The sequence below is a fragment of the Kribbella sindirgiensis genome (assembly GCF_004331435.1).
Lineage (GTDB): Bacteria > Actinomycetota > Actinomycetes > Propionibacteriales > Kribbellaceae > Kribbella > Kribbella sindirgiensis.
In genome coordinates this window covers 273540-296001 of the sequence record NZ_SJKA01000005.1, presented here as the reverse complement: position 1 = coordinate 296001, position 22462 = coordinate 273540, and the positions used below count along the sequence as shown (strand labels likewise).

Annotated in this window: 19 protein-coding genes; 8 read left to right on the top strand and 11 right to left on the bottom strand. The window is 68.2% G+C overall.

Annotated features, from left to right (window positions below; genetic code table 11):
* Positions 1-4 precede the first annotated feature (4 nt).
* The 10 genes from E0H50_RS16400 to E0H50_RS16355 all read right to left on the bottom strand — a co-directional run bounded on the left by E0H50_RS16400 (position 5) and on the right by E0H50_RS16355 (position 15594).
* The gene (locus E0H50_RS16400; RefSeq protein WP_131289090.1) at positions 5-1648 is read right to left on the bottom strand and encodes a right-handed parallel beta-helix repeat-containing protein; all 1644 of its coding nucleotides are present in this window, start codon (positions 1646-1648) and stop codon (positions 5-7) included.
* 13 nt (positions 1649-1661) lie between these two features.
* Positions 1662-2864, bottom strand: coding sequence for a glycosyltransferase (locus tag E0H50_RS16395; RefSeq protein ID WP_131289088.1), 1203 nt, complete (start codon positions 2862-2864; stop codon positions 1662-1664).
* Positions 2861-4108: an O-antigen ligase domain-containing protein gene (locus E0H50_RS16390; RefSeq protein ID WP_131289086.1), complete on the bottom strand. Its 1248-nt coding sequence runs from the start codon at positions 4106-4108 to the stop codon at positions 2861-2863. Before E0H50_RS16390 ends, E0H50_RS16395 begins: the two co-directional genes overlap by 4 nt.
* Complete coding sequence (locus tag E0H50_RS16385; RefSeq protein ID WP_131289084.1) at positions 4105-5733, bottom strand: YveK family protein; 1629 nt, start codon at positions 5731-5733, stop codon at positions 4105-4107. The genes E0H50_RS16390 and E0H50_RS16385 overlap by 4 nt, the downstream gene beginning before the upstream one ends.
* Positions 5730-6929 carry a YveK family protein gene (locus E0H50_RS16380; protein ID WP_165547160.1) on the bottom strand — a complete coding sequence of 400 codons (1200 nt, stop codon included), beginning with the start codon at positions 6927-6929 and terminating at the stop codon, positions 5730-5732. Before E0H50_RS16380 ends, E0H50_RS16385 begins: the two co-directional genes overlap by 4 nt.
* A 90-nt stretch (positions 6930-7019) precedes the next feature.
* Positions 7020-8957, bottom strand: a complete 1938-nt coding sequence (locus E0H50_RS16375; protein ID WP_202868175.1) for a heparinase II/III family protein — start codon at positions 8955-8957, stop codon at positions 7020-7022.
* Positions 8954-11104 carry a bi-domain-containing oxidoreductase gene (locus E0H50_RS16370; RefSeq protein WP_131289080.1) on the bottom strand — a complete coding sequence of 717 codons (2151 nt, stop codon included), beginning with the start codon at positions 11102-11104 and terminating at the stop codon, positions 8954-8956. The genes E0H50_RS16375 and E0H50_RS16370 overlap by 4 nt, the downstream gene beginning before the upstream one ends.
* Positions 11105-11114: 10 nt before the next feature.
* Positions 11115-13034, bottom strand: coding sequence for an asparagine synthase (glutamine-hydrolyzing) (gene asnB / locus E0H50_RS16365; RefSeq protein WP_131289078.1), 1920 nt, complete (start codon positions 13032-13034; stop codon positions 11115-11117).
* Between the two features lie 2 nt (positions 13035-13036).
* Positions 13037-14275, bottom strand: coding sequence for a glycosyltransferase family 4 protein (locus E0H50_RS16360; protein ID WP_202868174.1), 1239 nt, complete (start codon positions 14273-14275; stop codon positions 13037-13039).
* Positions 14272-15594, bottom strand: coding sequence for a nucleotide sugar dehydrogenase (locus E0H50_RS16355; RefSeq protein WP_165547159.1), 1323 nt, complete (start codon positions 15592-15594; stop codon positions 14272-14274). The genes E0H50_RS16360 and E0H50_RS16355 overlap by 4 nt, the downstream gene beginning before the upstream one ends.
* 165 nt (positions 15595-15759) lie before the next feature.
* Here E0H50_RS16355 and E0H50_RS16350 point away from each other — a divergent pair, with 165 nt between their 5' ends.
* The 4 genes from E0H50_RS16350 to E0H50_RS16335 all read left to right on the top strand — a co-directional run bounded on the left by E0H50_RS16350 (position 15760) and on the right by E0H50_RS16335 (position 17925).
* The gene (locus tag E0H50_RS16350) at positions 15760-16107 is read left to right on the top strand and encodes a hypothetical protein (protein ID WP_131289074.1); all 348 of its coding nucleotides are present in this window, start codon (positions 15760-15762) and stop codon (positions 16105-16107) included.
* Positions 16104-16772 carry a hypothetical protein gene (locus tag E0H50_RS16345; RefSeq protein WP_131289072.1) on the top strand — a complete coding sequence of 223 codons (669 nt, stop codon included), beginning with the start codon at positions 16104-16106 and terminating at the stop codon, positions 16770-16772. The genes E0H50_RS16350 and E0H50_RS16345 overlap by 4 nt, the downstream gene beginning before the upstream one ends.
* A gap of 116 nt (positions 16773-16888) precedes the next feature.
* The gene (locus E0H50_RS16340) at positions 16889-17260 is read left to right on the top strand and encodes a hypothetical protein (protein ID WP_131289070.1); all 372 of its coding nucleotides are present in this window, start codon (positions 16889-16891) and stop codon (positions 17258-17260) included.
* Entirely contained in the window at positions 17257-17925 is a 669-nt protein-coding gene (locus E0H50_RS16335) for a hypothetical protein (protein ID WP_131289068.1), read from the top strand. Before E0H50_RS16340 ends, E0H50_RS16335 begins: the two co-directional genes overlap by 4 nt.
* 7 nt (positions 17926-17932) lie before the next feature.
* Here the strand turns inward: E0H50_RS16335 and E0H50_RS44205 are convergent, their stop codons facing one another.
* The gene (locus tag E0H50_RS44205) at positions 17933-18064 is read right to left on the bottom strand and encodes a hypothetical protein (protein WP_272948505.1); all 132 of its coding nucleotides are present in this window, start codon (positions 18062-18064) and stop codon (positions 17933-17935) included.
* A 561-nt stretch (positions 18065-18625) separates the two neighbouring features.
* Between E0H50_RS44205 and E0H50_RS16325 the strand changes: the two genes are divergently transcribed.
* Genes E0H50_RS16325 through E0H50_RS16310 form a run of 4 tightly spaced genes read left to right on the top strand, consistent with a single transcriptional unit; the run spans position 18626 to position 22449 of the window.
* Positions 18626-19687, top strand: a complete 1062-nt coding sequence (locus E0H50_RS16325) for an NAD-dependent epimerase/dehydratase family protein (protein ID WP_131289067.1) — start codon at positions 18626-18628, stop codon at positions 19685-19687.
* A complete protein-coding gene (locus tag E0H50_RS16320) occupies positions 19687-20919 on the top strand; it encodes a class I SAM-dependent methyltransferase (RefSeq protein WP_131289065.1) in 1233 nt (410 codons plus the stop codon). The genes E0H50_RS16325 and E0H50_RS16320 overlap by 1 nt, the downstream gene beginning before the upstream one ends.
* 25 nt (positions 20920-20944) lie before the next feature.
* Entirely contained in the window at positions 20945-21799 is an 855-nt protein-coding gene (locus E0H50_RS16315; RefSeq protein WP_202868173.1) for a sugar phosphate nucleotidyltransferase, read from the top strand.
* The gene (locus tag E0H50_RS16310) at positions 21799-22449 is read left to right on the top strand and encodes a PIG-L deacetylase family protein (protein WP_131289063.1); all 651 of its coding nucleotides are present in this window, start codon (positions 21799-21801) and stop codon (positions 22447-22449) included. Before E0H50_RS16315 ends, E0H50_RS16310 begins: the two co-directional genes overlap by 1 nt.
* The last annotated feature ends 13 nt before the right edge of the window (positions 22450-22462 follow it).

The window sequence follows — 22462 nt, the reverse complement described above, 5'->3', positions numbered from 1 at the left end:
GCCCTCAGCGCTCCCCGAGGACCTTGACGACGCTGTCTTGGTCCTGACCGTACGGCGCGCCTTGCCAGGAGGCCCAGTTCACCCGGTTGCCCTGCTCGTGCACGATGAAGTTCCACGGCCCGGAGTAGGTGTTGTTGAAGAACCGGTTGCCCTGGTGGAACGTGATCGCGTCCTGCACGGTGGCCTTCTGGTACGGCGACCAGGCCGGGAACGTGCCCCAATTGGAGAACAGGCCGTTGTAGCCGCATCCGGAGCTGGACCCGCAGCTCGCGGACACCTTGGCCGGATTGAGGTTGAACACGTTGTCGTGGACCCGCACGTTCTGGGTTTTCCACCGGCAGTCGCTCAGGTACGGCTGGTCCCGGATGGTGGTCGCGTTGCAGGTCTTGGCGTTCACCACCGACGGGTTGACCAGGGTGCCCGAGCCGGTGCTGGTGTTGGCCGCCGATCCGGCGAACCGGTCGGCGTTCTCCCACAGGATCACGCCGGCCCAGTTGTCGGTGAAGACGTTCTTGCTGATCTCGAAGGTCTGGTTGAAGACGCCCGGCGCCCGCGGGTCGCTGCCCGACTCGGAGATGTACAGCGCAGGGGTCGGGAATCCGTCGTTGGCCGGACCCTTGCCGAGCCCGTTGCGGACGAACGCGTTGCCCCGGATGCCGGCGTTGTAGCTGGTCTCGTAGACCAGCCCCTCGGCCAGGTTCCCGGAGATGTAGTTGCCCTCGATCACGAACCCGGTGTTGTTGGTGTCGGCCCACAGACCGGCGCTGTGGTTGTCGTGGACCCAGTTGTTCCGCACGATCGCCCCGGTGACTTCCCAGAACTTGCCGCCGCCGGTGCACCCGCAGCCGCCCTTGAGCCGCTCCCAGTCGTCGGTGTTGTTCCCGGCGATCTCGTTGCCCTCGATCGTGATCCCGGTCACCTTGCCCGGGTTGTAGGCGTTGAAGCCGTACTGGCCGTTGTTCTGCAGACAGTTGCCGCGGACAACGTTGTGGTCGCCGACCATGACGCCGGCGCCGGCGTTGTCCTTGATGGTGTTCCCGGTCAGGGTCCAGCGGCCGGCGGCGTCGTGGTTCACCACGCCCTCGTCGTTGTTCGTCCTGACCGGACCGAAGTTCTGGATGGTCAGGTTCTTCAGCGTCACCGCCGTGGCGTATCCGGTGAACGCGTACCGGTTCCGCCGGCCGCCGTCCAGGATCGCGCCGGGCGCGCCGACGTACGTGTTGCCGTCCTTCGGGATCACCTGGGCGAACGGGCCGCTGCCGAGCCTGTGCGTGCCGGGAGACAGCCAGAAGGTGGTGCCGGGCGGGTTCGCCTCGGTGAGCTGGTTGACGTTGTCGGTGGTCCTGACCACGACCGCGCCGGCCGGCGCGGTGGCCGGACCGAACAGGACCTTGGAGTTCCCGCAGATTCTCGCGGGCGGTGCCGTCGGTGCGGTCACCGGGGCGTTCGTGATCGCCGGGGATCCGGTCGCCGGTGGTGGAGCGTTCTTCGCCGCCGGGTCGTCGTCGAGGACGAAGACACCGACCGCCGTCAACGCGGCGAGGACCAGCACGACGACGCCGAGCACCAGCCGCCGGCGGGACCACACGGTCCCGGCGGAGGGCGGCGGCGGAGCGCCTGGGTCCAGGGCGTTTCCTTCGGGGGGCATCGGATCCTCGGGTTCAGCGGTCGGCGGAGACCGGATTGGCTACCGCGAAGCGGTAGATGTCGAGCAGTTGCTCGACGTTCCGGTCGATCTGGTGGTGAGTCTCGTACGTCGTGCGGGCCTGCCGGCCGAGCCGGGCGTACCGATCGGGGTCCGCGTCCACGTCGCGCAGCAGCCTGCCCAGCGCGTCCGGGTTGCCCGGCTCGAACAGGGCGCCGTCGGCGCCGTCGGTGATCAGGCTCGGGAACGATCCGTGACCCGAAGCCAGCGGCGGTACGCCGGCAGCCATCGCCTCGACCACGACGAGACCGAACGTTTCCTCCCATTCCGATGGCAGCACCACCGCGCGGGACTCGCTGATCAGCTTGAAGACATCCGGTTTGCTCATCAGCCCGCGAAGTTCGACCGAGGGCCGGTCGGCGGCCCAGGAGGTCACCTCGTCGAGCATCGGTCCGCCACCGGCGATCACCAGCCGCAGCGCGCCGTCCCCCGCGGTCGCGCGGAACGCGTCCCAGCCCTTCATCAGCAGCGGAGCGCCTTTGGCCGTGTCGAGCCGGCCGACGTACGCGACCTGACGCTGCCGGGCTCCGTCGAAGGGTCCGTCGTACGGCACGAGGTTGTGCTTGACGAACGTCCGATCCGGGTCGAAGTCCATGCCCGCCATCAGTCGGCGCTGAGACTCGGAGATGAAGATGTACGCCGACACGAGGCCGCGCCAGCTGCGCCGATGACCGCGGGTGTTCAGCACGGTGGTCGCGGTCGCGAGCGCTGACCCGCGGTAGCAGCGGTGCACCACGCCGCTGACGGGGTTGCCGTCGGCGCAGTCGTGACAGACCTTGCCGTCGCGGAAGAAGTCACCGCTGGCACAGAGCAGCTTGTAGTTGTGCAGCGTGATCACGGCCGGCACCTCGGCCCGCCGGCACGCGTACAGCACCGAAGGGCTGAGCAGCGGGAAGGTGTTGTGGATGTGGACCACGTCCGGCCGGTGCCGGAACAGGTCGCGGGCAAGGTCGTACCGGCTGGCCCGGCTCCAGACCACCCGGGCAGGCAGCGCCGCCTTCTTCAGGGCCGGCCACTCCTCGATGTCGTCGCTGTGCCGCTCGAAGTGCCGGACTGAGTGACCCGCCGCGGTGAGCGCTTCGCTCTCCTGATCCACGACCCGGTTCTCGCCGCTGGGTGCGGTCGACCGGTATCTGTTGTGCACCATCAGGATCTTCATCGCGGTCCTTCACGTGTTGATGTGGAATACACCAGCGAGGCGGCCAGCGTCAGTTCCAGCAGGTACGGCGATGCCTCGCTGAGTCCGCTCTCGGTGAACGAGGCGACGACGCAGTAGGCAACGAGGAACAGGGCGAGAGCTCGATGCGGCCCCTGAGGCCGGAACCATGCCGCGGTCAGCACGAACACCACCAGCAGGACTGTGATCGCACAGCCGACCAGGCCGACGTCGTAGTAGGTACCGAGCCAGTTGCTGTCGATCGGCAGACCGTTGAACGACTTGTTCGACAGGCCGAAGCCGAAGAGGGTTTCGAAGGTGGAGCGCGGCTGGGCCAGGATCGCGTCCCAGACCGCCTTCCGTCCGGTCAGGGCGCCGAGCTCATCCGGGTCCTGGCCGCGAGCCAGCCAGGTTGTCACCACTGAGCTGAGTGTGAGCGCGCCGAGCGTGAAGACGGCCAGGCCGATCAGGAACGCTCGGCGTACCCGCGTCCGGGCCGTGAACAGGCTGAGTCCGGCGATCGTCACACCGGCGACCGTCGCGACCAGGGCGGTCCTGGTGTGGGTCAGCAGGAGGACCGGAAGACAGACCAGCACGCTGGTGAGAGCCGCGCTGCGGCGGAGCAGGCCCGACATCCACAGCACGACGGTGAGACCGATCGCCACGGCGGCGTAGTGGCCGACCTGGGTCGGCGGGATCGGCCAGAGGGCGCCGCCGAGCCGATCGTCGGTCATGGCGAGGCCGGGGGCGACGATCAGACCGAGGACGACCGATCCGACGATGGCCCACAGCACCATCAGGTGTGTACGGACCAGCAGCAGGTCACGACGCGTCCACCAGGGCGTCAGCAGCCACAGCACCAGCGCGAACCCACAGAGCCGGCCGGCGCGGAACAGCGCGCCGAGCAGGAACTCCGCCCGGATGCTGGCCAGCAACGCCTCGACTGCCAGTGTCATCAGCAGTGCGATGTACACGCTGGGGCGGACACGGACCGGCCGGTTCACGGACAGAACCATCATCAGAGCGCCTACCAGCGCTCCTTGGGCGATGAGCTTGCCGACCGATCCCGGGATCGGCAGCAGGTGCGGTGCTCCCGGGAAGAACGTCATCACGTTCAGCACCAGCAGAGCCCAGGTCAGCTGCACCCTCCGGCGACGGCGGACGTCCGGGGCCACGACCCGCCGCGTCGGGCGAAGCCCGAGGCGCGTGGTCAGCTGATTCCCGAGCCGCGTGGCGAGCATCGTCATCGGGTGAACATCTCGACGTCGACGGCCCGGGTCCGGCCGGACTCTGCCTCGGCGACGCCGACACTCTCGTCCGTGCGGTCCGGACGGAGCACGATCGCGGTGGTGACCTCCAGCCCGGCGAGCCGGAGCATCTCACCCGTGGCCTGGATCGCTGTCGTGGTCGAACGACCAGCGGTGACCAGGACGGCGGCGTGCGACGCCCACGTGGCAAGGTGGTCCGCGCCGAGCTCGGGGCTCAGATCGGCCATGCTGAGCACCACGTCGGCGACTTCCCAGGACGCGTCGAGTGCGACGTTGCCGGAGCCGGACGGCCGGCTGTTGTCTGCCAGCCGCAGGTAGGCCCCTTCGGCAGGACCGGCGGCCGGGTCGGCCAAGTGAACGTCGATCCGCCGGCCGGGCTCGGTGAACTGCGACTCGTGCGTACCGGCTGTCTTGACCCCGAGCATCCGGGCCAGCCGGCCGGAGCTGGTCAGGTCGGCGACCAGGACATTCTTGCCGTCCTCTGCCAGCGACACCGCGAGTGAGGCCACTGCGAGCGCGCAGGTGTGGACGTCGTCGATGCCGACCACCGCGAGGGACGGGACCGGGCGCTCGCCCCAGAAGATGCGGTGGTCGAGATGCTGGACGATCAACTGGTTCTCCCGGCTCTGCAGCTGCGCCCTGCGGAGGGCAGCAGGCCAGGGCAGCCGCCAGCGTGCCGGCCTGGTCACGCTCAGCCGGACCCGCGTACCGAGGGCGTGGGCGATGTCCTGCCGCTTCCACAGCCGGTCCGAGATCAGCGCTCGGACGATGACGAACCCGATGCCCAGGAACAGCCCGGCGATCAGTCCGGTCCCCCCGTTGATCACGATCGTCCGCTTCGCGGAGACCGGCACCGGGGCGGCCACGTCGAGCACCCGGCTGCTGTTCATCCGGGCCGCCTGGACTTGTTGGTCGAGCAACTGCTGCCGGACATAGGTGTCCCGGTCGCGGGCCGCGCTGAGCCGGGCGCCCTCCGCAGTGTTCGGGCGCTTCATGTCGTCCGGATCGTCTCCGGCCGCACGAACCGCCTGTTTGGCGAGGGACAGATCGTTCTGCGCGGAGATCAGGTCTCGCTGCAACGGCGCGTCCTGCAGCGCGATCTGCTCCTTGCGGTAGATCAGGAACACCTGGGCGATGACCGTTGCCAGTCTCGTCGACTCGCCGTCGGTCTTCGCCTTGGCGGTGATCTCGAGTACTCGGTCGGTCGACGCGGCCGCGGTGTACTGCTTGAGCAGATCGTCCTGGGTCACCGGCAGCTTCAGCAGCGAGATCACGCGCTGTGCGACGGTGTGTGTGGTGGCGAGGCTGACGTCGGTGGCCATCGCCTTCGTGGGGTCTTCCCCGTCGCGATGGGTCAGCAGCAGACGGGTCTGCGACGTGCTCGGTGCGGGCACCACGACAGTAGAAGCCAGGCCGCCGGCCAGACCGACGACGGCGAGGACCAGCCAGATGCGCAGATGCCTGCGGAGCGCATCACGGATGAACCGGAAGGTGACCAGCGTGTCCGGTGGGAAGGCCGCCGACTTCTCGTTGTCGAAAAGGCCGTCGTCATCGGCCCAGACAGGCTCGCGGACATCCGGTTCGGTGTAGGGCTGGTTGCTCATTTGGTCCTCCGCGCCGTCCCGGTGAGCAGCGTGGGAAGCCGCGAGTTCGAGCGGCGCGTCGATTGCGACACCCGCCCGATCGTGCGGTCCGTCGGGTCCGGATCGGTCACGACGAGGCCGTCGATCTCGCGGTCGCTCGCTGCTGCTGCGACCGCCAGCCGGGCCAGCTCCTCGGCCGTCACGACGCCGGACGAGAGCGCGATGACGGTGTTCGTGGTGCGCTCGCTGCCGTCCAGATGCGGTGCGTCCCGGTCCACCACGACCAGATGGATGGTCAGTGCGGGGGAACCGGCCGGCTCCTGATGGCTGTCGACCACGATCGAGGCAGGAATCCCGATGGAAGTAGCCAGCGCTGCCAACTGCGGACCGAGGGGAAGCGCCTTGTCGTCACCGGCGAAGGAGAGCACCGTCAGCGTGACCGGTGGGCCGCCGCGAACGTCGAGCCCGAGGTGGTGCAAGGTCTTTCGCAGGCTCCAGGCCTCGACTGCTGTCGGCGAGTAGTGCTGGAGCAGGTAGGCCCAGTCGGAGACGTCCGTGGCCTGGTACGACGAGACCGAGGCCAGCACGGGGAGACCGACGGCGTCCGCGATCTCGTCCCGCAGCCGCAGCCGCCGGTCACCGCGGGCCTTGGCCAGGACACCGACCGAGCCGACTGCGGCGCCGATGAGCGCACCGAGCAGGCCGAGGATCCCGAGATGGACGAGGATATTGCCACCGCGCGCGGTGGTCGCTTGCTCCAGAACCCGGGCCCCTGTCTTCTTGCCCAGATCACCAGGCAGGTTCTGATCGCTGGTCACGTAGACCAGATAGATCCCGGCGACAGCGTTGGCCAGTTGCATCGACTGCCGCGCCGTCTGGCCTTTCGCGTCGATCTTGATGACGTCCTGGGTGACAGCGGTGACCTTGACCCGGCCGCGGACCTGTTCGGTCGTCAGCGTCGGATCGAGGTTCTGGCCGGCGCTCTTCAGCACCGGCTCGCTTTCGGCGATGAAGACCTGGGTGTCGATGCTCTGGGTGCCGGTCGCGGCGGATTTCTCGGTATCGGTCGCAGGCGGCGGTGGCAGAACGACGAGTGAAGTGGCGGTGTGCATAGCCGGCACGATGAGGCCGTACGCGATCCCGCCGAGCAGGCCGAGCGCTGCCACGGAAGCCACGATCAGCCGATGTCTGCGGATGGCGCGCCAAGATTTCTTCACGTCCAACTGCTGTGCGCTCACAGAGCCCCCTCCAAAGCGAACGTCTCTGGTACCGAGTAATAGAGGGGCGGGACAGGGTGCTGATACACCTCAGGCGCGGAAGCGGAAAGTACTGGTTGCGGGGGAGCCGGGGGCCAGGGCGCCTTCGCCGATCAGTGTGGTGCTGGGGACCTTGTGGCCGAATCGCGGTGAGTACCAGCCCAGCAACGGACTGTCGCTACCGCGGTGTGCTGTCCAGGCGAGTCCGGCCGGCAGTTCGACCATTGCTGAGCCGGTGGGCCACTCCAGCCGTCCCGTCGAGCCGTCCAGCTCCACGGAAACCTCAGGTCCCAGATGCCAGGCGATCCGTACGTCGGCCGCGGCGTCGAGGTGGTCCTCCACGCGCAGCACTCCGTGGTCCAGTACGGCGGTACGTCGATGCGTCACGGGAGCGTAGCCGTCGTGCTCGGCATCCCAGCTGCTCTCGTCGTGCCGACGTACCGTGCCTGTTGCTCCGCGCAGCCAGAGGAACGGGCCGCCCCACGTGGACTGCTCGGTGCGCGCCACCTCGACGGTGTTGTGGGCGATGGTGGAGCGGAAGTAGTCCCGCCACTCCTCCTCGCCGTGATAGCAGTACGTCCCCGGGTCGGCGAGGATGTCGACGCCGTCGACGCGCACCTCGAGCGAGAGCGCGTCCGAGTGGGCGTGAGCGGCGATAGAGAGGAAACCGTGCGGACCGGCGTCCGCACGACACCAGATCTCCGGACCTGAGTCACGGCTCCTCAGGATGGTGAGACCAGCGTCCCGGAAGTGGTCCGGTCGTTTGGCCGGCCGGTCTGCTTGCTGCGCGTCGACCAGGGAGCCGACGATGACCGAGGTCGCTGTCGGTGGGCTGCTCGGCCACCACGGCGCTGCGCCGACCACGGCGGCGCCGAGAGAGAGGTACGCCGACCAGTTGCTGATGTCCGGTGGGTCGAGGACGAGCGCCATGCCTTCGTCGTCGTCACCTTGGCGTGGCGGGCGCAGGCTCGTGTCGACGATCGCTGCGGCCACATCGACGGTGCGGGTCAGCAGGGCCCACGTCTGCGGGCTGAGCGGATGCCCCGCGAGGTCGGCCTCCAGAGCGGCGTACAGGCCGAGCTCGGAGACGAAGCGGTGGTAGTCGGTGGCCAGCTCGCGGTTGACGCCGGAGGGGAACGTGTTCGCGTCGAGTTCCTTCTCCAGCAGGGCTGCGGCGTCGGCACGCCAGTGGGCGCTCTTGGTGAACCAGGGGAACGCGCAGGCGCCGACGAGCTGGCCGGCGGCTTCCGCGATCACGTGGTTGTTGGCCGACGAGCCGTGGCTGCGAAACGCGGCCAGGTAGCGCTGGTGCCAGTAGATCTGCTGGAGCGCCAGCTCGTTGTGCTCGAACAGGTCGGTGATCTCGGGCCAGTCGTTGAGCAGCCGGCGGATCCAGGTCCAGCTGATCAGGCGCAGGCCGAGCTCGATACCGCTCGCCCAGTGCACGCCGGACAGGAACGGGTTCGAACGCCACCAGTCGTTGAGGTGCTCGGCGACGCGTTCGGCGTACCGGTCGTCGTGGGTCAGGTACCACGCCGCGGCCAGCTGGGTCAGGTGGTGATGGCGGGACAGCTCCCACACCTGCTTGATGTTCCCGACCGCTTCTTCGTTGCGGTGGTTCAGTTTGAAGACGTACTGCGCCGGGTCGGACCGGCGGCCCGTGGCCGGGTCGCGGAACCAGTCCGGTGCGCGGAGGTCGGTGCGCTCGACGCCGAGGACCTCGAGGTTCCCGGCCAGGATGGCGTCGGCGGTCTCGATCACCGCCTTCCGTGCTTGGTCGTCCACGGCGCAGGCGGTTCTGGGCGGCAGCGTCGTACCGAACGTCAGGTCCTTGCGGAGCGGGAGGTGGATCGCCGCGTTCTGCCCGGGCCTGACGTGCTGGTAGGCCCAGGCAGTACGGCGTCCGGCATCGCGGGTTCGCCAGATGAGTTCTGTGGGGGACATCCGGCGGAGGCGGCGGACGTACCAGCCCAAGGGCTGGCGGCTCACACTTGCTCCGGCTTGCCACTTGCGAGACTGCGGTCGACGGCGATCGTCGCGCGGGTGGTGGCGACCAGCGCTTCGAACGGGATCGGCATCGGGCCACCGGACTTGACGGCGGCGACGAAGCGTTCGAGTTCGGTGCGCTGGCCCTTGTCGGTACTGCGGGACTTGCGGGTGGACGGTTTGCGTCCGGTCCACAGCGAGGCGCTCTGGAAGTTGTCGAACCGGGCGTTCCGGCCCGCCCCGGTGATGTCGATCGTCTCCTTCGGGAACCGCGAGTTGCCGCCGCCGACGTAGCTGATCGTGCCGACCGACCCTCCTCCGAACCGGAGCGTGACGACGACGTCGCCGGTGTCCGGCCCGGGTACGGCGTACACCTCGGTCGGGAGACTGTTCAGCCACCAGGTCAGCGTGTCGATGAAGTGACCGCCTTCGCCGGCGAACCGGGTACCTTCCTTGCCGGCGTCGAGGTACCAGCTGGTGGAGTCGAGTTTGCCGGCGTTCACCAGGTACCGCAGCGAGAAGCTTCCGCCCGGGTCGCCGAAGCGGTTCTTCAGGTCGGTCAGCAACGGCGCGAACCGGCGGTTGAACCCGACCATCAGCCGGTCGTTGCCGGTGGCATCCACCGTGGCGACGATCCGGTCCAGCTCCTCGTCGGTCAGCGCCAGCGGCTTCTCGACGAAGACGGCCTTCCCACTCTCCAGCGCCCGGCAGGCCAGTTCCGCGTGCGAGCTGTGCCGGGTTACCACGAACACGGCGTCCAGACTCGCGTCGGTCAGCACCTCGTCGGCGTCGGTGGACACCGTCTCGAACCCGAACCGCCGCTGCGCGTTGGCCGCCGACAACGACTTGTTGGTCGCCACCCGCCCCAATACGGCCTGCTCGTTCTTCTGCAGATGCGGCAGCAACATGCTCGACGCGTAGTTCCCGGCCCCGATGAACCCCAGCCGGACTCCACCACTCGTGGGTGCGGCAGGGCGTGCCGCGGCCGCCGTCGCCGGCGGTGCGGCTGCCTGAGGTACGTCGGGGTACTCGAAGAGGAAGCCGACGCCTGGGTACGTGCCGCTGCTGAGCTTCTGGTAGACCTCCGTGGCGTCCGCGATCGGGAACGTGCTGGCGATCAGGGAGCCGACGTCGATCTGCTCGCGGGCGATCAGGTCGACGAAGCACTCCAGGTTGCGGCGTTCGGTCCAGCGGACGTAACCGGCCGGGTAGTCGATGCCCTGGAGCTCGTAGCGGTCGTCGTACCGGCCGGGGCCGTAGGACCGCGAGAACCGGACGTCCAGCTCCTTGTCGTAGTACGCGTTCCAGGGCAGGTCGAGCTTGGTCTTGCCGATGTCGACGACGCGGGCGCGGTCGCGGGCCAGGCGGGCGGCCGTTTCGACCGGTCCGTTCGAGTGACCGCCGGCGGCCAGCAGGATGTGGTCGGCGCCCAGACCGTTCGACGCGTCCAGCAGCGCCCGCTCGAGTGTCGCGACCCCTGCCTCATCAGGAGACGAGCAGTGCAACGCTCCGGCCTTCTCTGCCATCCGGCACCGGTCCTCGACCGTGTCGATCCCGAACACCCGGACACCGGCGGCAACCAGCAACCGCACGACCAGCTGCCCGACGAGCCCGAGCCCGATCACCACAGCCGTGTCACCGAGCTGGACCTCGGCCTGCCGCACCCCCTGCATCGCGATCGCACCGACCGTGGAGAACGCGGCCTGCTCGGCCGGTACGCCGTCCGGCACCGGCACGCACAGGTTCAGCGGCACCCAGTTGTACTCCGCGTGCAGCGCGAACTCGTTGCCCGCCGCGGCGACCAGCTGCCCGACACTGAACTCCTCCGCGCCGGCGCCCACCTCGACCACCACACCGCAGAGCGAGTACCCGAGCGGCGTGTACGAGTCGAGCTTGTTCATCACCTTCTTGTAGGTGTTGAGCGCGCCCTGCTGGGCAACGGAGTCCAGCACCTTCCGCACCTGGTCCGGCCGGGCCTTCGCCTTGCCGACGAGGGACAGCTTGGCCTCGCCGACCTTCATCAGCTCGGTGCCGGTGGAGATCAGTGAATAGAGCGAACGAACCAGCACGCCGCCCGGCGCACAGGCCGGCGGCGGTACGTCGAGAACCGCCAGCTCACCGGACTTGTAGTTCTGCGCAACCTGCTTCATATCCGTCCCTTTAGAGCGATGTGATGGTGACGCCCAGGTCACGCATGTGCCGGGTCCAGGTCTCGAGGGTCAGCAACTGCCAGATCTGCTTGGAGTAGTCCTCGCGCCCGGCTCGTTCGTCGTCGACGAGCTTCTGGACGGCGGCCCGCCGCAGGAACCCGCTCCCGACCAGCTCACCGCGCAGGAGCGTGTCGTCGACCAGTTCACGCAGGTCGTTCCGCACCCAGGCGCGCAGCGGCGCACTGAACGACGCCTTCGGCCGGTAGATGATCTCCTTCGGCAACCACGCCTCGGCCGCCTTCTTCAACGCCAGCTTGCTGACCCGGCGGTGGATCTTCTCGCTGCCCGGGATCGAGAACGCCGCCCGCGCGACGATCGGGTCCACGAACGGCGTCCGTACCTCGGTCGACGCCGCCATGCTGGACCGGTCCGTGTACGCGAGGTTCAGACCCGGCAGGAACATCCGCGAGTCCGCGAGGCACATCCGGTTCACGTGGTCGGTGAGGGTCGTGTCGTGGTAGATGTCGCTGTGTTCGGCGAGCAGCTTGCCGACGTACGGGTCCAGGTCCGGACTGATCAGGCCGGCGAGCTGGTCGGCGTCGTACATCGTGTAGCTGCGCCGGAACGCCGTCTCCTCGGGCAGGTTCGCGAACGTCTCGAACCGCTTGGCCCAGCGCGCGTAGCGGAGCCCGCGACCGCTGACGGTCACCGGCAGCCGCCGTACCGCCGGGCCGATCAGACCGTTTCGCAGTACGCCGGGAAGCCGCTGGTACTGCGCTCCCATCACGCACGCGAGGTGCTTGCGGTACCCGCCGAACAGTTCGTCGGCGCCCATCCCGGACAGCAGGACCTTGACGCCCGCGTCGCGCGCGGTGTCGCACATCAGCAGCGTGTTGATCGCCGCCGGGTCGCCGATCGGCTCGTCCAGAATGTCAACAATCCGCGGCAGCAGTTCGACGACATCGGGCGCGATCTCGATCTCGTGCAGGTCGATCCCGAACTGCCGGGCCAGCTTCCGCGCGTAGATCGCGTCGTCCGGCATCGCCTCGAGCTTCTGGTCCTCGGCGCGGAACGTGATCGTGTACGAGTCGACCCCGGGATCCATCCGCTTGGCCAGCACGGTGACAAGGCTGGAGTCGAGGCCGCCGCTCAGGAACGTCGACACCGGCACGTCGGCCACGAGGTGCGCGGCGACGGACTCCTCGATCACCTGGCGCAGGTCGGCGCGCGGACCGGCCGCGGCCTCGGTGGCGACGTCGGTCACCCGCCAGTACGTCTCGTGCCGGCTGCCGCCGTCCGGCCGGAACTCGGCCCACGAACCCGGCGGCAGCTTCTCGACGCCGTCGATCGCGCACCGCTGTTCGGGCAGCCAGTAGTAGAGCATCGACGCGATCAGCGCGCCCGGTTCGGTGCGCAGCTCGGAGCCGACCGCGGCGACCAGGGCCTTCAGCTCGGAGGCGAAGATCACGCCGCCCTCGCGGCGCAGGAAGTACAGCGGCTTGATGCCGAGCGGGTCGCGGGCCAGGTACAGGCTGCCGCTGTCCTCGTCCAGCATCGCGAACGCGAACATCCCGCGGAAGCGTTTGAGCGCGTCCGGGCCCCAGCGCCGCCAGGCCTCCAGCACGACCTCGGTGTCGCCGTTCGTCCGGAAGCGCACCCCCGACTTCGAGAGTTCGGTCCGGAGCTCCTTGTAGTTGTAGAGCTCGCCGTTGTAGCAGATCGTCAGGCCGTTCTTGCTGAACGGCTGGTCGGCGGCCGAGGACAGGTCGATGATCGACAATCTGCGATGTGCCAGGAAGGCGCGGACGTCGCCCTCGTCGAACGCGTACACCCGGTCGGCGTCCGGGCCGCGGTGCGCGATCCGGTCACTCATCGTCTCCGCGAGCGCGAAGCCGTCGCGCTGCTGGTAGCAGCCGGCGATGCCGCACACCGTCAGGACCCCGTCGCGTTGCGGATGCCGGCCACCGTGCCGACGTGACTGACGTGACCGGTGAGGTGGTCGTACACCTCGAGGTACGCCTTCTGCTGGTGCCTCCACGCGAGCACCCGCTCGACGCGTTCGCGGCCGAGTTTCGCCATCCGGCGGCGACGGACCTGGTCGTCGAGCAGTTCGACGATCGCCTCGCCGTACTGCGCCACGTCGTTCGGCTCGACGTACACCGCGGCGTCGGCGGCGGAGACCTTGGTCTCGACCAGGTCGAAGGCGACGACGGGCAGTTCGAACGCCATGTACTCCATGGTCTTGTTCATCGTCGACACGTCGTTGAGCGGATTCTTCGGGTCCGGCGAGAGGCCGAGGTCCGCGGTCGACATCACCGCACGGACGGTCTCGTCCGGCACCCGGCCGGTGAACTCGACGTACTCGGTCAGCCCGAGCTCGTCCCGCAGCGCGACCACGTCGTCGAACGAGTCACCGCCGCCCATCAGCGTGAACGCGATATCGGTCCGCTGCAGATTGTTGACAATGTGATCCGCGGCGCGGACGACGATGTCGACGCCGTCCTGCGGACCCATCACGCCGATGTACGTGACGAGATAGCGGTGACCGCGGCGGAGCGACTCGTCCGCTCCGCCGCGGAGCAACTTGTCCGGGTCCGGCCCGGTCCGGACCACGGTGACGTCGTGATTCGCCTTGCCGCTGCGCGTGATCGCGATCCGGCGGTACGAGTCGTTCGTCGAGATGACGTGGTCAGCCTTACGATGCGTCATCCGCTCCAGGAAGCGCAATCCCTTGTACGGGAGGCTGTTCGTGCCGCCGAACCGGGACTGGAACAGCTCCGGGCACAGGTCGTGGTGGTCGAACACGAACCGGGTGCCGTCCAGGCGGCGCAGCAGCATCGCGATCGGCCAGAAGATGTCCGGCGGGTTGCACGCCTGCAGGACCCTGAACTTGCCGGCCTTCCGGGCCCGGAAGACCAGGCGCAACGTGGCGATGAACGAGTACGCGTACTCCCAGACGAAGCTGATCTTGCTGCCGCCCGGCGCGTACGCCTTGTACTTGTGCACGGTCACCCCGTCGATGACCTCGTACGACGGATCGCCCGGACCCTTCGGGCAGACCACCGTCACGTCGTACCCGGCCGCCACCAGCGCCTGGCACTCCAGCCAGACGCGGCGGTCGAACGGCACCCAGAGGTTCTGGATGATGATCAGGACACGCGGACCGCTCACCAGCCCACTCCTTCGTATCCGGGCAGCGCCTCGACATCGGCGCCGAGTCGGCCGCTCAGGTCGATGGTCCGGGCCGGTGGCGTTCTGAGCAGCGCCTCGACCGCGGGCCGGTCGGTCGCCGCGACGATCGCCAGGTCGGCGCCGGCCAGCGCCGCGTCGGGGTCGTCGGTGAGAACCCGCTGGAGGTGCGGGAGCTTGGAGGTGACGTGCCGCAGGTTCGCGCCGACCAGCCGGCCCGGGTTCACGATCGCGTCGTAGATCCGCAGGTTGTAGCCCTTGCCGATCAGCCGTTCGGCGAGCTCGACGTTCGGGCTCTCGCGGAGGTCGTCGGTGGCGTGCTTGAAGCTCAGGCCGAGCAGCGCGATCTCGCGGCCGGGGCCGGCGATGACACGATCGACGACGTCGCGGACGCTGCGCTCGTTGGTGGCCAGCGCGCCGGCCAGCAGCGGGAGCTCGGTGTCGTTGATCCGCGCGAGGTGCAGGACCGACCGCAGGTCCTTCGGCAGGCACGAGCCGCCGAACGCGAACCCGGGCTTCAGGTAGTACGGCGAGATGTTCAGGCTGGTGTCCTGCACGAAGATCTTCATCACCTCGCGCGAGTCCACGTCGAAGTGGCGGAAGATCCGGCCCATCTCGTTCGCGAACGAGACCTTGGTGGCATGGAACGCGTTGCAGGCGTACTTGAGCGCCTCCGCTGTCCGAACGTCGACAATCTGCACGTCGACACCCAGGAACGAGAACAGGTCGGTCAGAGCGGTACCGACCTTCGGGGTGCGGGTGCCGACCACGACGAACGGCGGCTCGTAGAAGTCGGCGAGACCGGATCCTTCGCGCAGGAACTCCGGGCACATCGCCGTACCGAACGTGAGACCCTCCGGCGGCGGTACGTCGGCCAGTACCTGGGCGACCACCTCGTCGACGGTGCCCGGCGGGACCGTGCTGCGAATGACGATGCTGTGAAAACCCGACTCCGGCCGGACGACGACCCGCGCCGCCTCGGCGATGTCCCGCACCGCGCGCTTGATGTAGGTCAGATCGGTACTGCCCGCCTGGGTCGACGGCGTACCGACGCAGATCAGCGAGACGTCGGCCCGCTCCAGCGCGAGCCGGGGATCGGTGGTCGCGTGCAACCGTCCCGACGTGGCACCCGCGGCGACCAGATCGTCCAGCCCCGGCTCGACGACCGGGCTGTGACCCTGGGCGATCGGCTCGACCTTCGCCGTGTCGACATCCACCCCCCAGACCTCATGCCCGGCAGCGGCCAGACACGCTGCCGTCACCGACCCCACGTACCCCAAGCCGAATACGGCAACCTTCATAACGCCCCCCACAGGCTCATGACGCGGCATCCCCCACGTCCACAGCGCCCATGAGAGCGCCCTCCCAGCCCCCCTGATACACCCCTGTGGAAATCTCCCCCGAGAAAGTTCCGCCGGAACCTATCCTGGTCACAGACCGTACCCACGTCCCGATCAGGAGCAGTCATGCAGACCCCGTACGAACTGCCGAACGGCGACACGGCGATGGTGACCGACACCGCCACCGCCGCCCAGAGCCTCGGCAGGGCAGTCGAGCTGTGGCGCGAGGGCGCCACCGAACCGCTCTTCTACGGTTCGGAGGGGCGGCCGGAGGGTGTGGTGATCTCGTTCGACCAGTGGGCGGAGTACGAGGCCCTCAAACTTGAGGCCGCCTTCGACCGCCGCATGGAAAACATCACCCGCGAGCGGGTCTCCAATTTCCGCCCGGAGCACGGCGTCCCGTTCGACGATCTGGTGCGTGAGTATGGGTGGACGGACTCAGAGGAGCCCGAGGACGAGGGCGGGAAGTCGTGAGATATCTCCTCATCGTCGATGAGGGGCTCAAACCGGAGCTGGACGCGGGGTACGCCGCCTGGAAGGCGGATCCTCGCAGTGACGCCGGTCGGGAATTCAATGCCGCGATGAGGGCGATGAAGGCCCTCCAGGAAGGTCGCGAGGGGGAGTACGACGGCAAGCGGCTGACCAGTGGGCCCGGGTCGCATGACCTGCGGGATTGTGCTGAGGTCAAGGTGCCGGTGTTCGAGGAGTACAAGGACAGCGGGTGGCCGCTGGGTCCGTCGCATCGGTTGACGTATCGGGAGTTTGATCCCTTGCCGAGGGTCGAGGACGGTCGTGTCGTCGCGGACCCGGACGCCCAGCCGTACCGGCATGTCGTGGCCTTCGCGCACCGTGCCGACGACCCCGCCGCGATCACAGGCCAGCGCCTGGGACGGACACGCGGCCTGCTGGATCCGGAGCTGCACGGGCTGGGCGCCGGGGAGCGCCCGTCGATCGGACCGCAACGTGATGGCGCACCGACGACCCCACACCGGATTCCGGTGCCTGGGGACCTGCTCAAGCAGGCGCAGATCCTCCGGGACAGCCCGCCGGCCGGCACCAAGCCGAGGCCCACGGCCGCACCACAGGCGAACGTCAACCGGCCGCCCGGTCCCGGAACCTCGAAGTCGAAGGACCGCTGAACCGCTCTCTGGCCACGTGCGCGTGTAACAACCCTGTGGAAATCTCCACCGAGAAAATCGCCCTGGAACCTATCCTGGATCACAGAACGTGCCCGCAGGCCTGCATCGGAGAAACCATGGAAGCCCTCTACGACCTCCCCAACGGCGACCGCGTCCGGGTCATCGACACCCCCACCGTCGCCCAGGCTCTCGGCAGGGTCCTCGAGCTCTTCCGCTCCGGCAACACCGAACCAGTTTTCTTCGGCGACCACCCACGCCCCGAGGGCGTCGTCATCACCTTCGACCAATGGGCGGAGTACGAAACCCTCAAGGAAGACGCCGAAGGCGACCGGCGCCGGGAGGAGCTGGTCCGGCAGCGCCTCGCGAACGACGACCCCACGCAGTGGGAGACGTACGAGCAGATGATGGACCGGTACGGCCTTGACCCCGACAGCGACGAGCTGAAGCCGAAGAACACCGGCGACAAGGGCGGTGAACAGCCGACGTGAACTACCACCTGATCCACCATCCTGAGTTCAGCCGGGACATGGACCGGTTGTTCGAGGAGTGGAAGAAGGATCAGAACAGTTCCGGCGGGCGCGAGTTCCAGGCCGCGATGGGAGCGTTGCGGGCGCTGCGTGAGGAGCGCGAGGCGGAGTACGAAGGCAAACAGCTCGGTTACGGGCCGCGGTCGTACGACTTGCGCGACTGTGCGGAGCTGAAGGTTCCCGTGGAACGCGAGTTCACGCCGGGAGGCTACGAGCGCGGTCCGTCCCATCGGTTGGTATACCGCGAGTTCGAGGCGCTACCGAAGGTGGAGGGCGATCGGGTCGTCCAGGACCCGAACGCGCAGCCGTACCGGCAGCCGATCGCGTTCGCACATCGATCGATGGATCCGGCTGACCTGGCAGGTCAGCGCCTCGGACGAACGGTGGGGATGCCGTCGCGCGACCTGCACGGACTCGTCGGAGGTGGCCGGCCGGCCACAGGAAAGGACCTGCGCGACCTGAAGACGACCCCGCACCGGATCCCGGTCCCCGCGGATCTGCTGAAGCAGGCACAGATCCTCCGGGACAGCCCGCCGGCCGGCACCAAGCCGAAACCGGCAACCGCGCCGCAGGCGAACGTCAACCGACCCTCGGCGCCCGGCCCGTCGAAGTCGAAGGACCGCTGAACCGCGCTCAGGCCGCGTCGGTCTCGTGTGGGGTGAACGAGATGCGGCTTTCGTCGCCGTCGAGCGCGATGTTGAGCGACGCGTCGAGCGCGTGAGCAAGCTTCTCGGCGGCTCCCGCGCCAAGCTTTCGCTGACGCACAGTCTTCCAGCGGCTGTGGCTTCTTGCTCGATCTCTCCTCTCTCGATGATCCGAACAAACTCCTTGTGCGCCGGTCCGTGTTCAGCCTCGCAGATCTACTCGGCCCCCACCGCCCGCTTGACCTCGGCTCCTTCTCGCATCCGCGTCCTTTGGGGAGCATTGCACCCCGAAAACGGCGGGTGATCCGCCCCGAACCGGTTTGGGAGAGCTGGCGACCCCGGGGAAGTGGTGGGTGGGTTGGTTGCAGATCGGGGACGGCTTCTTTCCCGGCACCACAGCTCACGCGCCCCGACACATCCCGACACGGCCGGCACACACCGGCACCTGGACCGACCGGCGGCCCCACACATCGGACAGGAGAGCCGGACATGCTTGGCGGGCAGCTCTCCAGCCAGGCCGGACTTTCCGGTACGAGTTCGATCACGCAAGGTACGCCTGGGGCCGGTGGGCGCTTGTTGTCAGGTCATGGGTACTGACCGTGACTCCAAATTGGCTGTATCAGGCGGGGGTTCGGCGGTTCTGTATTGGGCGACAGGGGTTGCTGGGGTGAGGGGATGTCGGATGAGGGTTCTGGTCAGCGGGGATCGTGGGTACATCGGGGCGGTGATGGTGCCGTTCCTGCGGGCCGCGGGGCATCAGGTGGACGGGTTGGACACCGGGCTGTACGAGGGGTGCGACCTCTTGGGCGGGCCGGAGCCGATCGGGGGGCGTGCGCCGCGTGACATGCGGGACGTGACGGCGGGCGAGTTGACGGGGTACGACGCGGTGGTCTGTCTGGCCGCGTTGTCGAACGACCCGCTGGGGCACCTCAACCGTGACGCGACGTACTCGGTCAACCTCGAAGGGACGCTGAACCTCGCGCGCGCGGCGAAGGACGCCGGGGTCGGGCGGTTCCTGTTCGCGTCCTCCTGCAGCCTGTACGGCGCCGCGGGGTCGGAGGCGGTCGCCGAGGACGCCGAGATGTTCCCGGTCACGCCGTACGGCGAGACGAAGGCGCTGGCTGAGCAGGAGCTGTCCAAGCTCGCCGACGACACGTTCAGCCCGACGTACCTGCGGAACGCGACCGCGTACGGCGCCTCGACGCGACTCCGGCTGGACATCGTCGTCAACAATCTGACAGCGATCGCGCTGACGTCCGGCCAGGTCCGCCTGGAGAGCGACGGCACGCCGTGGCGGCCGCTGGTGCACATCGAGGACATCAGCCGCGCGTTCCTGAAGGTGCTGGAGTCGCCGCGGGAGACGATCCACGACGAGGCGTTCAACATCGGCCGCTCCGAGGACGTGGTCCAGGTCCGCGACATCGCCGAGATGGTCCGCGAGGCGGTCCCGGGCTCGACCCTGTCGATCGCCGACGGCGCCGGGCCGGACCTGCGCAACTACAAGGTCGACTTCAGCAAGCTCAACGACACGTTCCCGGACCTGAGGCTCGAGTGGACGGTCCGCAAGGGCGTCGACGAGCTGTACGACGCCTACCGGCGGCACGGCCTCACGCTCGACGACTTCAACTCGGCGCAGTTCGTCCGGCTGCGCCGCATCCAGCAGCTGCTCGGCGCCGGCCTGGTCGACGACCAGCTGCGCCGCCAGACCGCCGAGCAGTTCCCCGGTCCGAAGGAGATGAACTGATGACCGACTCGGTCGCCTGCCGCCTCTGCGGCGAACCGTTGACGCGGACGTTCGTCGATCTCGGCATGTCGCCGCCGTGCGAGAGCTTCCTGCGCGCCGACCAGATCGACAGCGGTGAGACGTTCTACCCGCTGAACGTGCGGATCTGCGACAACTGCCTGCTGGTCCAGCTCCCGGCGTACGTCGCCGCCGACGACGTCTTCAGCGACTACCTGTACTTCTCGTCGTACTCGACCAGCTGGGTCGAGCACGCGCGCCGCTTCGTCGTCGACATGCAGGAGCGGCTGAAGCTCGACGAGAAGAGCCTGATCGTCGAGGCCGCCAGCAACGACGGCTATCTGCTGCAGCACGCCGTTGCCGAAGGCATCCCGGTGCTGGGCATCGAGCCGGCCGCGAACATCGCGAAGATCGCCAACGAGAAGGGCATCCGCACCGAGAGCTACTTCCTCGGCGAGGACACCGGCAAGGACGCGGCGTCCCGGCACGGCCAGGCGGACCTTGTCGTCGGCAACAACGTGTTCGCGCACGTCCCGGACATCGTCGACTTCGCCAAGGGCCTGCGGGCGCTGGTGAAGGACGACGGTCTGGTGTCGCTGGAGTTCCCGCATCTGCTCCGGCTGATCGAGAACCGCCAGTACGACACGATCTACCACGAGCACTACTCGTACCTGAGCCTCAAGACGGCGGCCGACGCCCTCGCCCGGGCCGGCCTGAAGGTGGTCGACGTCCAGGAGCTGCAGAGCCACGGCGGATCGCTCCGGGTCTTCAGCACCCCGGCCGAGACCGCGGGTGAGCCCACCGAGCTCGTTGGCAAGGTGCTGCAGGACGAGGAGGACGCCGGCCTGCACAGCGTCGAGGGTCACCTGGGTTTCGCGGCCGAGGTGTTCAAGATCAAGTCCGATCTGCTCGAGTTCCTGATTCAGGCGCAGCGCGACGGGAAGTTCGTCGCCGGGTACGGCGCTCCGGGGAAGGGCAACACGCTGCTGAACCACTGCGGTATCCGTGAGGACCTGCTGCCGTACACGGTCGACCGCAGCCCGCACAAGCACGGGATGTTCCTGCCCGGCACGCACATCCCGATCCACGCCCCGGAGCGCCTCGCCGAGACGCGCCCCGACTACATCGTGATCCTGCCGTGGAACCTGCGCGCGGAGATCGTCCACCAGCTCGGCTACGCACGGGAGTGGGGCGCGAAGTTCGTCGTACCCATCCCGCATCTCGAAGTGATCTGAAGGTGTTGGGGGGAAGGAAAGTCAGATGAAGGTCGTGATCTTCTGCGGGGGGTTCGGGCTGCGGATGCGCAGTGGCGTGGACTCCGCACCGAAACCGATGATGACGATCGGCGACCGGCCGGTCCTGTGGCACGTGATGCGGTACTACGCGCATTTCGGCCACACCGAGTTCATCCTCTGCCTGGGCTTCGGGGGGTCCGCGGTCAAGGAGTACTTCCTGCGCTACGAGGAGACGGTCTCCAACGACTTCGTGATGACGAAGGGCGGGCAGCGCATCGAGCTGCTCGACTCCGACATCAGCGAGTGGAAGATCACCTTCGTCGACACCGGGATCGACACCAGCATCGGTGAGCGGCTGCGCCGGGTCCGCCCGTACCTGGAGGACGACGACGCGTTCCTGGCGAACTACGGCGACGTGCTGACCGACGCGCCGATGGACAAGATCGTCGACCACGTGATGACCAGCGACATCACCGCGAGCCTGCTCGCGGTGCCGCCGCAGGCGTCCTTCCACGTGGTCGAGTTCGACAACGAGTCGCGGATCACCGGGCTGCGTTCGGCCGCCGATCTGAACGTCTGGATCAACGGCGGGTACTTCGTGATCAAGAAGGAGATCTTCGACGTCCTGCACGAGGACGAGGACCTGGTCGGCGACGCGTTCCCGCGGCTGTCCGCGATGCGCAAGCTGGAGGCGATCCCGCACCACGGGTTCTGGGCGCCGATGGACACGCTGAAGGAACGCAGCCAGCTCGAGGAGCTGTACCGGTCCGGGAAGAAGCCATGGGCGTTGTGGAGCCACGAGGCCCGCGGTTCCAACGGCCGGATCCTCGACAAGACGCCGGGCGTGCCGGCCGACGGGCCGGTAGTGGTGGCGATCTGATGCTCCCGTTCCAGCTCGGCCTGATCGACGGGCCGGTCCATCTGGTCGCCGTCGGCGCGCATCCGGACGACATCGAGATCGGCTGCGGCGGCACCCTGCTGAAGCTGGCCGAGTCGGTGCCGGAGCTGACCGCCGAGTTCGTGATCGCGACCGGTACGCCGGTGCGCCTGGAGGAGGCCCGCCGCGCGGCGGAGCTGTTCCTGCCGGAGTGCGAGGTGACCGTGACGTCGGCCGAGCTCCCGGACGGGCGGCTGCCGGCGTACTGGAACGAGACCAAGGAGTTGCTCGAGGCAACGGCTCGCGGAAGCAGGCGCCCCGACCTGGTGCTGGCGCCGAGCAAGCACGACGCGCACCAGGACCACCGGTTGATCGCCGAGCTGGCGCCGACGGTGTGGCGCAACCACCTGGTGCTGCACTACGAGATCCCCAAGTGGGACGGCGACCTGAGCCGGCCGTGGTTGTACGTCGAACTCACCGAGGAGCAGCTGCGCGAGAAGGTGGCGCTGCTGCACAAGGCGTACCCGTCCCAGGTCCCGCACGACTGGTTCGACGAAGAGGTGTTCGCCGGACTGGCCCGGCTGCGCGGGATGGAGTGCCGAGCGCCGTACGCCGAGGCGTTCACGACGGCCAAAGCCACGCTGACATGGTGAAACAGGGAGATGC

Coding starts and splice junctions, on each gene's coding strand:
- E0H50_RS16310 (WP_131289063.1), top strand. CDS start 21,799: ATGCTCCCGTTCCAGCTCGGCCTGATCGACGGGCCGGTCCATCTGGTC.
- E0H50_RS16390 (WP_131289086.1), bottom strand. CDS start 4,108: ATGACGATGCTCGCCACGCGGCTCGGGAATCAGCTGACCACGCGCCTC.
- E0H50_RS16340 (WP_131289070.1), top strand. CDS start 16,889: ATGGAAGCCCTCTACGACCTCCCCAACGGCGACCGCGTCCGGGTCATC.
- E0H50_RS16315 (WP_202868173.1), top strand. CDS start 20,945: ATGAAGGTCGTGATCTTCTGCGGGGGGTTCGGGCTGCGGATGCGCAGT.
- E0H50_RS16395 (WP_131289088.1), bottom strand. CDS start 2,864: ATGAAGATCCTGATGGTGCACAACAGATACCGGTCGACCGCACCCAGC.
- E0H50_RS16385 (WP_131289084.1), bottom strand. CDS start 5,733: ATGAGCAACCAGCCCTACACCGAACCGGATGTCCGCGAGCCTGTCTGG.
- E0H50_RS16350 (WP_131289074.1), top strand. CDS start 15,760: ATGCAGACCCCGTACGAACTGCCGAACGGCGACACGGCGATGGTGACC.
- E0H50_RS16355 (WP_165547159.1), bottom strand. CDS start 15,594: ATGAAGGTTGCCGTATTCGGCTTGGGGTACGTGGGGTCGGTGACGGCA.
- E0H50_RS16370 (WP_131289080.1), bottom strand. CDS start 11,104: ATGAAGCAGGTTGCGCAGAACTACAAGTCCGGTGAGCTGGCGGTTCTC.
- E0H50_RS16320 (WP_131289065.1), top strand. CDS start 19,687: ATGACCGACTCGGTCGCCTGCCGCCTCTGCGGCGAACCGTTGACGCGG.
- E0H50_RS16325 (WP_131289067.1), top strand. CDS start 18,626: ATGAGGGTTCTGGTCAGCGGGGATCGTGGGTACATCGGGGCGGTGATG.
- E0H50_RS16400 (WP_131289090.1), bottom strand. CDS start 1,648: ATGCCCCCCGAAGGAAACGCCCTGGACCCAGGCGCTCCGCCGCCGCCC.